This window comes from Paenibacillus marchantiophytorum, assembly GCF_014640555.1.
In the GTDB taxonomy this organism is placed as follows: domain Bacteria; phylum Bacillota; class Bacilli; order Paenibacillales; family NBRC-103111; genus Paenibacillus_E; species Paenibacillus_E marchantiophytorum.
Window position 1 is genome coordinate 180,631 of record NZ_BMHE01000007.1, and the last position, 11,871, is coordinate 192,501.

At 46.4% G+C, this 11,871-nt stretch carries 9 protein-coding genes; all 9 read right to left on the reverse strand.

Annotation, left to right across the window (positions count from 1 at the left end):
* Nucleotides 1-101: 101 nt before the first annotated feature.
* The 9 genes from IEY34_RS09955 to IEY34_RS09995 all read right to left on the reverse strand — a co-directional run bounded on the left by IEY34_RS09955 (nt 102) and on the right by IEY34_RS09995 (nt 11,832).
* The gene (locus IEY34_RS09955) at nt 102-932 is read right to left on the reverse strand and encodes a carbohydrate ABC transporter permease (protein ID WP_189010882.1); all 831 of its coding nucleotides are present in this window, start codon (nt 930-932) and stop codon (nt 102-104) included.
* 20 nt (nt 933-952) lie between these two features.
* Nucleotides 953-1,897, reverse strand: a complete 945-nt coding sequence (locus tag IEY34_RS09960; RefSeq protein WP_189010884.1) for a carbohydrate ABC transporter permease — start codon at nt 1,895-1,897, stop codon at nt 953-955.
* 145 nt (nt 1,898-2,042) lie between these two features.
* Nucleotides 2,043-3,488: a DEAD/DEAH box helicase gene (locus IEY34_RS09965; RefSeq protein ID WP_189010886.1), complete on the reverse strand. Its 1,446-nt coding sequence runs from the start codon at nt 3,486-3,488 to the stop codon at nt 2,043-2,045.
* Nucleotides 3,489-6,073: 2,585 nt separating this feature from the next.
* Complete coding sequence (locus tag IEY34_RS09970) at nt 6,074-6,589, reverse strand: DUF6886 family protein (protein WP_189010888.1); 516 nt, start codon at nt 6,587-6,589, stop codon at nt 6,074-6,076.
* A 76-nt stretch (nt 6,590-6,665) separates the two neighbouring features.
* The gene (gene deoR, locus IEY34_RS09975; protein WP_505816577.1) at nt 6,666-7,634 is read right to left on the reverse strand and encodes a DNA-binding transcriptional repressor DeoR; all 969 of its coding nucleotides are present in this window, start codon (nt 7,632-7,634) and stop codon (nt 6,666-6,668) included.
* 98 nt (nt 7,635-7,732) lie between these two features.
* Nucleotides 7,733-8,590: a cupredoxin domain-containing protein gene (locus IEY34_RS09980; protein ID WP_189010890.1), complete on the reverse strand. Its 858-nt coding sequence runs from the start codon at nt 8,588-8,590 to the stop codon at nt 7,733-7,735.
* A gap of 33 nt (nt 8,591-8,623) precedes the next feature.
* Nucleotides 8,624-9,541: a TIGR03943 family putative permease subunit gene (locus tag IEY34_RS09985; protein WP_189010892.1), complete on the reverse strand. Its 918-nt coding sequence runs from the start codon at nt 9,539-9,541 to the stop codon at nt 8,624-8,626.
* A gap of 10 nt (nt 9,542-9,551) precedes the next feature.
* The gene (locus IEY34_RS09990; RefSeq protein WP_189011012.1) at nt 9,552-10,571 is read right to left on the reverse strand and encodes a permease; all 1,020 of its coding nucleotides are present in this window, start codon (nt 10,569-10,571) and stop codon (nt 9,552-9,554) included.
* 49 nt (nt 10,572-10,620) lie between these two features.
* A complete protein-coding gene (locus IEY34_RS09995; RefSeq protein ID WP_189010894.1) occupies nt 10,621-11,832 on the reverse strand; it encodes a HupE/UreJ family protein in 1,212 nt (403 codons plus the stop codon).
* Between the last annotated feature and the right edge of the window lie 39 nt (nt 11,833-11,871).

The following is an 11,871-nucleotide window of genomic DNA, read 5'->3' on the forward strand; positions in this document are numbered from 1 at the left end:
AACCTTTACATCACGATCGTAACAAACCTGTATCCCACAAACGAGGCACTATTTTGACCTCATCTGCACATTTTTTGACATCCTGCTAAAAGAAGCGTGAATCAGCCTTTAACGCCGCCCATCGAAATTCCTTCGATAACTTGCTTTTGACCGATAATGAAAATAATAAGCAGAGGAACGATAGCAGATACGGAAGCAGCCATAATGAGAGAGTAGAAATTACCGTTCATATCTGCAAAGGAGCTAATCCCCAGCGGGAGTGTGAATAAATCCTTGGATCTTAAGAAAATCAGCGGATTCTGGTAATCGTTCCACGTCCAGATAAAACGTAGAATCGCATAAGTCGCAATCGCCGGACGAACAAGCGGTGTACAGATGGAGAAGAAAATTCTAATATGTCCAGCTCCATCTATTCTGGCTGATTCAATAAACTCTTCATGAATCCCCATATAGAATTGGCGCAGCATGAACGTTCCTAATACACTGAAGGACCCTAATAAAATTAAGCCAAAATGACTATCGTACAGGCCGATCCAGCGAAACAGCAGGAATTGTGGAACAAGAATCGCTTGGCTCGGAATCATATAGATGGCAAGAACAACAATAAAGAGTACGTGACGGCCGCGGAATTTGATTTTCGAAAACGCATAAGCCGCCATCGAGGAAAGAAGTACGGATAAAGCCGTGGTTCCAACCGTAACCTTAATGGAATTCCAATAAAATAAAGCAAACTTCGTCTCTGTCCATACTTTGGTATAATTCTCAATTACATTCCAATGCTTAGGTATCCACTGAATCGGATATATAAACACATCGGCTTCCGGTTTCATAGAGGCTGAAATCATCCACAGGAAGGGTGACATGAACAATATGCCAAGTAGGCACATTAGTATAGTTAGAAGCGTTTTTTTGGCAGCATGATACTTGTTCATCCGTTATTCCTCCCTACTTTTTAATAATTAACCCATTTCCGTTGCCCGATCCATTGCAGCAAAGTAATTAGAAGAACAAAAATCAACAGAACAACGGCCATCGCAGAAGCATAACCCGATTGAAGATTAACAAAAGCAGTCTCATATAGTCGATAAACGACGACCGTCGTAGAATTCGCTGGCCCACCGCCGGTTAGTACCGATATCACGTCGAATACTTTGAAGGTTCCAATGATGCCGGTAACGAGCAAGAAGAACGTCGTTGGCGAAAGCAATGGCACCGTGATACTGTAAAATTGCTTCCATTTTGAAGCGCCGTCAATATCAGCGGCTTCGTAAAGATCGTTCGGAATGGATTGAAGTCCTGCCATGAAAATAATCATGTTATAGCCAATTTGCACCCACACCAAGAGCCCCATGACACAATACAAGGCAAAATCTGGATCAGCCAGCCACTTCGGCGGATTGTCCATCCCCCAGGACATCAGGATTTGGTTAATCGGCCCATAAGTTGGGTGAAATAATACTTGAAATACAATCGCTACAGCAACAATGCTTGAGATATACGGTATGAAAAAAACAACCTTCAATAAACTTTTAAGATGAATCTTTTTGTCAATAATGACAGCCAAAGTGACTGAAATCGCCAGCGTTACGGGTACTACAATCATTAAAATCAAATTATTTTTTAGGGATAAGAGAAATACGGAATCATGGATAAGCTTGATAAAATTATCTAAACCGAGAAATTTCGTTTTCGAAAATCCGGCAACAAAATTCCAATCCGTAAAACTGAGAAAAAAGGAAGCTATGATTGGAAACAGTGTGAAAATAACCAAGCCCAGCACCATCGGACTGACGAAAGCGTAACCCATCAAATCCTCGCGTATTTGTCGCATCGAACTTTTCCGCTTCACTTTTACGGATGAAAGGGTGCCCGTTTCTGTATGTGTTTTCGTAGCCATGAAATTCACCCCATGTCGTGTTTTCTCTAGTCTACCTTTGTACGCTAGTAATCGTAAGTCACAGAATTGACTCGTTTGAGTAATATTTTAACCTTGAGAAAGCAAAATATCCGACAAGTCACTTGGACCCCGTCGGATAGTAAAGTTACTTATTCGCTTCATGTACTTTCAGCAGCTTGCCTTTAATCGTTGTATTTCGCATGATTTTGAGCACCAAAGGCCCTTTGCCATTCAGAATATCCACATACGAAACGTTGTCTTGAATCGTAATGATCCCGATATCCTCTGCCGATACGCCTTCGATTTTGGCAAGTGTGCCCACAAAGTCCACCGCTCTGATCTTCTTCTTTTTGCCGCCGTTGAAATAAAGCTTCATAATTCCTTTATTCAAATGGTCGCTGCGATCCCTTTTGATCACTGGCGTAGCCTGCATCTTCTGATCAAAAGCAGCTTGTCCCTGTTCCACCGCCGCTGCGGATGGCGTATCTCTGCGCGGGATCTCGAAACCCAGATAGCCTTCAATCTCGGCTAGAAATTTATCTTCATTCGGCGTGACGAAGGAGATGGCTTTGCCGGTTTTGCCTGCTCGTCCGGTTCTTCCGATCCGGTGGACGTAGCTTTCTTTTTCAAGCGGAATATCATAGTTGATGACATGGGTGATGTCTTCTACATCAATGCCCCGCGCCGCGACATCCGTGGCCACCAGGAAACGGAACTCGCCTCGTTTGAACGCATTCATCACAAGGAAACGATCGTCCTGCATCATGCCGCCATGAATTTTATCACACGGAAAATCCAGTTGATCCAACTGTCGGAATACATAATCGACATGTTCTTGTGTCCGGCAGAAAATGATACAGTTGTCGGGATTCTCAACAACGAAAACATCCTTCAGCACATTGAATTTGTCGCTTTCCCTTACCGTCATCAGCGCGTGTTCAATCTGAACCTTCGCTGCTTCCGGCGTTTGAATCTCGATATCAATCGGATTCTTCATATATTGATGGCACAGCTTCTCCACATCCACTGGCAGTGTCGCCGAAAACAGCATCGTCATGCGGTCTGTCGGCAGCTCATCAATAATCGCACCCACCTGCTCAATGAAGCCCATACGCAGCATCTCATCTGCCTCATCAATGACCAAATATTTCAGCCGCTCCAGATCAAGAGTCCCTTTCTGAATATGATCAAGCACGCGCCCCGGTGTGCCCACGACCACGTGGCACTTCTGATGCAGCTCCAACTTCTGCTTGGCAAATGGCTGCTTCCCGTACAAAGCTACGGCTTTAATCCGCTTAAACCGTCCGATATTCGTGATATCCTGCTTCACCTGATCAGCCAGTTCTCTCGTCGGTGTCAGAATCAGCGCCTGCGGCCTGTTCTCCTCCCATTCCACCAACTCACAAATCGGAATGCCGAACGCCGCCGTCTTCCCGCTCCCCGTTCTCGACTTCACGGTAAGATCCTTCTCCTGAAGCGCAATCGGAATCACTTCATTCTGCACATCCGTTGCCTTCTCGTACCCTAAACTATGAAGCGCCCGGACGATATCCTCACTTAACTTATAATCCGTAAACTGCCTTGTACTCACTGCAAAACTCCCCTTCTACTTGCCGTTCCTTCTATATTACTACATGTTGGCCTGCAGGCAAATGATGGCTGCCGCTACCGCCCAGCCAATCAGCTACTTTTCCTTGCAACTACTCTCCGCGTTCTCCCAACCATCTATCTAACTCCACCACCAGTAGCTGATCCACCAGTAGCAGATCTACTCCAGAGGGAACGTCGTTCCTCTATTTTGGCAAAAACCGCGCTATATGGGCTTCGCGCGGAACTCTGTTCCTCTATTTCGCTGTTTCGCCCCCGAAGTGGGCGGATTCGCACGAAATAGGGGATCGTAGTTCCGCATGGATGCGCACATCGGCCGATTTGCCACATATAGAGGATCGTAGTTCCTCTAGCCACTGACGCCTGCCGCTCCCGCCTAACTAATCAGCTACTTTTCCTTACAGCTACTTCTCCGCGTTCTCCCAACCATCTATCTAACTCCACCATCAGTAGCTGATCCACCAGTAGCAAATCCACTCCAGAGGGAACGTCGTTCCTCTATTTTGGTAAAGACCGCGCTAAATGGGCTTCGCGCGGAACTCTGTTCCTCTATTTCGTTGTTTCGCCCCCCAAATGGGCGGATTCGCACGAAATAGGGGATCGTAGTTCCGCATGGTTGCGCACATCGGCCGATTTGTCACATATAGCGGATCGTAGTTCCTCTAACCACTGACGGCTGCCGCTCCCGCCTAACTAATCAGCTACTTTTCCTTACAGCTACTTCTCCGCGTTCTCCCAACCATCTATCTAACTCCGCCACCAGTAGCTTCACCACCAGTAGCAGATCCACTTCAGAGGGAACGTCGTTCCTCTATTTTGGTAAAAAACACGCTAAATGGACCTCAAGCGGAACTCTGTTCCTCTATTTCGCTGTTTCGCCCCCGAAATGGGCGGATTCGCACGAAATAGGGGATCGTAGTTCCGCATGGTTGCACACATCGGCCGATTTGTCACATATAGCGGATCGTAGTTCCTCTAGCCACTGACGGCTGCCGCTCCCGCCTAACTAATCAGCTACTTTTCCTTACAGCTACTCTCTGCGTTCTCCCAACCATCTATCTAACTCCACCACCAGTAGCTGATCTACTCCAGAGGGAACGTCGTTCCTCTATTTTGGCAAAGACCGCGCTAAATGGGCTTCGCGCGGAACTCTGTTCCTCTATTTCGCTGTTTCGCCCCCTAAATGGGCGGATTCGCACGAAATAGGGGATCGTAGTTCCGCATGGATGCGCACATCGGCCGATTTGCCACATATAGAGGATCGTAGTTCCTCTAGCCACTGACGGCTGCCGCTCCCGCCTAACTAATCAGCTACTTTTCCTTGCAGCTACTCTCCGCGTTCTCCCAACCGTCTATCTAACTCCACCATCAGTAGCTGATCTACTCCAGAGGGAACGTCGTTCCTCTATTTTGGGAAAAAACACGCTAAATGGACCTCACACGGAACTCTGTTCCTCTATTTCGCTGTTTCGCCCCCGAAATGGGCAGATTCGCACGAAATAGGGGATCGTAGTTCCGCATGGTTGCACACATCGGCCCATTTGTCACATATAGCGGATCGTAGTTCCTCTAGCCACTGACGGCTGCCGCTCCCGCCTAACTAATCAGCTACTTTTCCTTGCAGCTACTCTCCGCGTTCTCCCAACCGTCTATCTAACTCCACCATCAGTAGCTGATCTACTCCAGAGGGAACGTCGTTCCTCTATTTTGGGAAAAAACACGCTAAATGGACCTCACACGGAACTCTGTTCCTCTATTTCGCTGTTTCGCCCCCCAAATGGGCGGATTCGCACGAAATAGCGGAACGTAGTTCCGCATGGTTGCGCACATCGGCCGATTTGTCACATATAGAGGATCGTAGTTCCTCTAGCTATTGACGGCTGCCGCTCCCGCCTAACTAATCAGCTACTTTTCCTTACAGCTACTTCTCCGCGTTCTCCCAACCATCTATCTAACACCGCCACCAGTAGCAGATCCACTTCAGAGGGAACGTCGTTCCTCTATTTTGGTAAAAAACACGCTAAATGGACCTCAAGCGGAACTCTGTTCCTCTATTTCGCTGTTTCGCCCCCGAAATGGGCGGATTCGCACGAAATAGGGGATCGTAGTTCCGCATGGTTGCATACATCGGCCGATTTGTCACATATAGCGGATCGTAGTTCCTCTAGTCACTGACGGCTGCCGCTCCCGCCCAACTAATCAGCTACTTTTCCTTGCAACTACTCTCTGCGCTCTCCCAACCATCTATCTAACTCCACCACCAGTAGCTTCACCACCAGTAGCAGATCTACTCAAGAGGGAACGTCGTTCCTCTATTTTGGCAAAGAACACGCTAAATGAACCTCACGCGGAACTCTGTTCCTCTATTTCGCTGTTTCGCCCCCGAAATGGACGGATTCGCACGAAATAGGGGATCGTAGTTCCGCATGGTTGCACACATCGGCCGATTTGCCACATATAGCGGATCGTAGTTCCTCTAGCCACTGACGGCTGCCGCTACCGACCAACTAATCAATTCGCTAATTTACATCCTAAACAATCGCCGCTCACAGCGCTCCCCCTCCCCATTCAAAGCTTCCAAGCATTCATAAAGCGATGTATCCCAAAATCCACTAAGCTCGAATTCAAAATAGCTTCCCGCAAAGGATGCAGGCTCGGTGTGAAACGAATCTCTACATCTAAAGCGATAATTCTCTCAATTAAGTTCGTAAGTGGATCCATCCGTATGGGATCAACGGCATTTTCAGAAATATAATAGCCTGCCGTTTCATCAAATAAAACGAAGCTGTCCCCCGGAAGCGTATAGCGGTAGATGGTTGCGTCACGAATCGCTTGGTACCAATGTGTTTCAACCGTCATGATGATTTCCGCGGGGCTTGCGCCAAAAAATAGAGCGTGATCTGCATCACTTAATCCTTCGGACCTGCGATACACAATTCTGGGGCAGTCTCTGGGCACATAGAAGGTAAATTCATGTTCTTGATCAATCGCCCAAACCACGGGAGGCATATCTGTTCGATTGGATTTCACTCTTGGCTCAAAATGTATAATCGTAGAATCCTCGCTAAAATGAAATAATTCCATGGGACGCCTCCACATAAACTAATTTTCGTAATATTAAAAAAAGTGCTCTTCACCTTCGTGAATGCACCTCTGGATGTCATAATAGCACTGGACTGATTCGCTCTAATAAGTATTTAGCCGTAAATTGGTCCGTGACCAGCACGTTCGCATACCTGCCTTGAAGGGCACCATAGATGCCGTCTACTTTCTTAGCACCACCGGCGACCAGAATGGATTGTTCTTTCCATTTTAATTCTTCCAATTCGATGCCAATTGTTCTTTGATTCAACTCTTCCGCACAAATATTTCCGTTTATATCAATATAACGAGAACAAATATCTCCCGCGCCTTTTTCATAAATGACTTTCAAATCGGATTCGGTAAAATAATTGGCTTTAATCAGTACGGAATCTTCCGTAGGCGCCCCTACCGTTACAATAGCAATGTTGGATTGTTTGCCCAAATTAAGAATGTTGCGAATATGGCGATCCGCTTCGATCGCTTGCTTCACGACGGCATGATCGACAATCGCCGGAAGCGGTATGAAATATGGCGAAGTATGGAAGGCTTTGCCGAATAAATTAACGATTTCATAAGCATACGTATTCGTTGCTGAGTGGCTGACGCCCCCGTTTAGCTGGACAACCTTAACATCCTTCAGATGCTTGTCTTTCAGATTGAGCGCGACCTCATAGAGTGTCGTCCCCCAAGTTGTGGAAATAATATCGCCATCCTTGACCGTTTCATATACATATTGTGCAGCACCTTCACCCAAGTACTTTTTGACAATCGCATCCTGATATTGCGGAACAGATACGACAACCGCTTTCTTCAGCTGAAATTTCTTTTCGATTTCCCTTGCTAAATGCTCGTTGTTCTCCCTAGGGTCGTTAATCTTAATTTGAACATAACCCTCATCCTTCGCTTGTTGCAAAAAACGGGACACGGTCGGGCGAGAGATTCCGAACGTTTCGGCAATCTCCTGCTGGCTGTAATCCAACTGATAATACATTTTGGCAGCATCAATCATTCTCGCTAATTTATCATCGGTGCGTTCCTCAGACACTTGCAACCCACACTTTCTACTTCTCACATTAAAGTATGAGCAAACAAATTGCACATAATTTCAGCTAATTATATCCATATATGTCCAATATGACAACTTCATTTTATCGTAAAAGTACCTGTCGCCTTATGGTCGCCAACCGTGTACGTATAAGTGCCAGGCTGCGGATTGTTCAGCAGAAATACATTGTCGCCTTTCTTCAATACGGCATCGATATGCAAGTCCGTCGACTTCAACTTTAAACCTTCATCGCTCAACGCGGATACGACGAAGACGGCTTTAATCATGGTCGCTTTTTTAAAATTGACATTCTTCGGGTTAAAGCCCCCTGCATTCAACTCAATTCTGACGGTTTGCAGATCGTTCGATTCCTCATAAACGGCTTCCTGAGTCTCTTTTTGTCCAATGTGACCAACGGCGATCTGATCTTTCTGGACAAGCAAGGCAATAGCCGCTCCTGCCACGATCAAAGAAAGGCACAGAGTCCCAATCCTTACTGAAAGTAGGCTCCGTTTAGCGTTTTTTGTTTGAGGAGAACGACCTGCCTGCCACTCCATCCCTTTTAAGAGTAGAAATAGCAGTATCATCACGATGACATCCGTAACAAATATCACCTTGCCAGATAAATAGAAGGTCATGCCACAACGAACACCCACGATAGCTCCAAATATCCCCGTCAACACAGTGTTCCATATCGCGTACGCGCCCCATAATCTGCCCGCCATGTAACCTAAAACCAACATCAATAAGATGGACAGACTAAGCGATAAATAAACTTGGTAGGCAAACATTTGAATGGTCAGCATCCCTACCGACAAGCCAGCAATAGCTGCGAGCAGGGTGATGATCGTCTTGCCAGCCAACTTGGATAGCGCAGACTTCCATTTATAAAGATTTATAAGGAAATAACTTAGAGCTAAACCGATAAGAACCAAACTGCCAATACTGAGCGCCATACAGGGCACCTCCATAGAAGACTAGAAATTCACTTACAATTCAGAGGCAAAATTCCAATCCGGATACACGTAAGGCACCGCATTAGCCACTGCTGGCTCAATTTGCTCAATGTTAATCTTCATTACTTTCTGCCCGTGGTATTCTGTGTGATCAATCGTTCCTGTAATGGTTAGCCATGTATCGTTGGGATACTGGCCCGCATCCGGTGTCTCCGTAATGATCCCATAGGGGGAGATGTCCGCTATACAATGCGTCATCGCCATACGCCCAATAATAAATTGGGAGGCAGGAAGTCCTTCTTCGCGATAAACAAAACCTGTAATCTTGATACTCTTCCCTTGAAAGTTATCCACAAAGGTATTAATCGCTTGCAGCTTTTCGATAAACCATTGATCTTTCATTTCAATCATTTCTTGATTGTACAAACGCATGCCCAGTTTCGCGTAATCTCGATTGTACACGTTCGTTTTGAACATGTTTTGTACGGCCGGATCTACGCCGCCCCTCATGCTGACCAATTCAACGGGGCCATCTTTCCCTTTGGCGGATATGCCGCTAACATTCATCCCTTTGCCTTGAGCCATTGAACCGGCTAGAGCTGTATTCGGCAAGATGGTGGCCAGAATAAGCGGAAAGATAAATAGGCTGTAGATGCCTGCCTGCAACCAAGATGAGCGCGCAGGCTCATGAGAATGACTATGGGAATGATCATGCCCGCAATCGCAGACAATAACATTTTTCTTAAGAGATAGGAAAGCGACATAGATTTGGAACGCAGTCATGATCACTAAGCCGCACACTGCGATGTCGACATAGAGCATTAAGTGCGGCGCGATATACAGCAGCATGTCCCCTGTAAGGAGCAGCTTCAGCAAGACTCCTGCAAACCCTGCCAGAATGCCGGACTTGATAAAATGATGAATGGCTTTTATGTTCCATTTTTTCGGCATAGGTCTTTCCTCATTTCAGCACTGTATATTCTAGAATGATAGAGCCTGCATAGACGAACACAATAACTAACAGACTTAATAGAACAACAAATTTTGTTTTAAATACGGCCAGCATCATGAGAAGACCTTTGAGATTCAGCATCGGCCCAAAGACCATGAAGGCAATCAACGATCCTTTGGAGAAGGTGGTCATGAATGATTGGGCCACAAAGGCATCCGAGGTCGAGCATAATGACAGAAGAAAGCCGAGACCCATCATCATGAAATTGGAGCTCCATGTGCCCTGTCCGAGTGATACCAAGCTCTCTTGGCTGATGAAAGTTATCAATATTGCAACCAGACACGCGCCAAACAATAAATATTTGCCCATTTCAAAAAATTCTTCAATCGCATGACCCATGACACTTAAGACTTTATTGCTTGCATGTGGATGAGGATGATCCTCTTCATGACCATGGCTGTGCAGATCGCTTGCCGTTTGACGCAGCGGGTTGCCTTTAACAAACCGATATACGATCAACCCGATGAGCAGGGCACAAAGGAACGCCAGTCCCATGCGTGAAAAGGCCATTTCCGGCCGATTGCGGAAAGCTGTCCAAGTGGACCAGAACACAACCGGATTCAGAATAGGACCGACAAGAATAAACGTTGTCGCCACATGAACGGGCATGCCTTTGCGAATCAGCTTGCGGATCGCAGGCACCATGCCGCATTCGCAAATGGGAAAGATGATGCCAAGTAGACTGGCCGTTAGAATGCCCAGCACAGGATGGCGAGGAATCATTCTGCGAATCATTTGCTCCGATACATACACCTGCAAAAGCGCGGATACAAACACGCCTATCAAAATAAACGGCATCGCCTCGATGATCATGGAAATGAACACCGTTTTGAACACTTGGAGCTTGGGACTGCTCAGGAAAGTCCCAGGTGATTCATACGTAAACACATAGAGAGAAACGATGCCTAGAAGAAACAGTAGAGCAAATAGGTTAGCATTGGACTTGTTTGTTTTTTTCGTTACTGCCATTTGCTGCAACAGGACCCTCTCCTAACGTAATGGTCAAACGTGGATCATGTTACGTTTCGAACACTCTTTGGACCAGCCAGATCCCGCCTAACAGCAAAGCCAGCGCAGATCCGGAAATCACAATTTTCCTCGCATATTTGACCCGGTGCATCATGTACAAGAGCGGAATGAAGATAGCAACGATAATCAGCTGCACGGTTTCGATCCCTAGGTTAAAGCTGATTAAATCCGTAGCCAGCTCGGTCTTCGGAATGTTCATCCCTTTCAAAATATCAGCAAAGCCCATCCCATGAATCAAGCCAAATAGGAACGTGAGCAGCCAGCGATAGCTGACGGATTTGCGTACTATATTATCAATAGCCACATAGCAAATGCTAAGCGCAATTAGCGGCTCCACGATGGAAGGAGGAACTGCGATAATATTTAAGACAGTAAGGGTTAAGGTAAGACTATGGGCGATCGTAAAAGCCGTAATCATAGTGGCGTATTGCTTGTAAGTTTGTCTGGCGATAAGCAATGAGAATAAGAACAGCAAATGGTCATAACCGCCAAGAATATGATGGATGCCGAGCATAAAAAAGGAGTACCAGCCGGATATCGCGTCCGTTTCCACTTCACTATCGACCGATTTCCCTGCGTCTGTGGCGAAAGAAGCTTTCTGGGAAGCATCCGTTGGCATGCTTTGCAGATCAGGCGGCAATTTGGCAAAATCAGCATCCGTCAGCTGCATCGCCCAGCTGCGGTTCTCTGCCGACAAGGCCGCTGTGCTGCTCTGCGTCCCGTAATGAATCGTCAATAAATTAACATAATTCGTTTTCGTGTCATGCTGATACAGGGTATCCTTCAATGAAATGTTCTGTGAAGCGAGTACTGGCGGATAAATCGCAGTTAGCAGCACTTTGGAGGCATCGCCTTCCCGATCCAGGACAATGCTTTGAAGCTGCTGCATAGCCTGAATTTGACCGCCGATTTTCAGCGTTAATTGAGGTTTAATGACATCTGCAAATGTATCGCGAATCCGCTCAAACTCCGTTTGGTCCAGCATCTTATTGTTATCTGTATCCCCACCGGCCAATTCGATAACAGAGAGCTCATCAATGGCGAACGTTAAGCGGGTTTGTGATTGGGTTAGATCAAGCGTCGCATAACTTGCACTATACGCATGGGCATAAGCCGCTTGCTTGAATGGCAGGAATAAAAGCAAAGCTAAAGCGATCAAACACACCGCCAACCGGCCTTTAGACACTGATTGCCTATACATGAAAATCCCCCATTTTAGTTAAAATAATGTAGAGAAAAG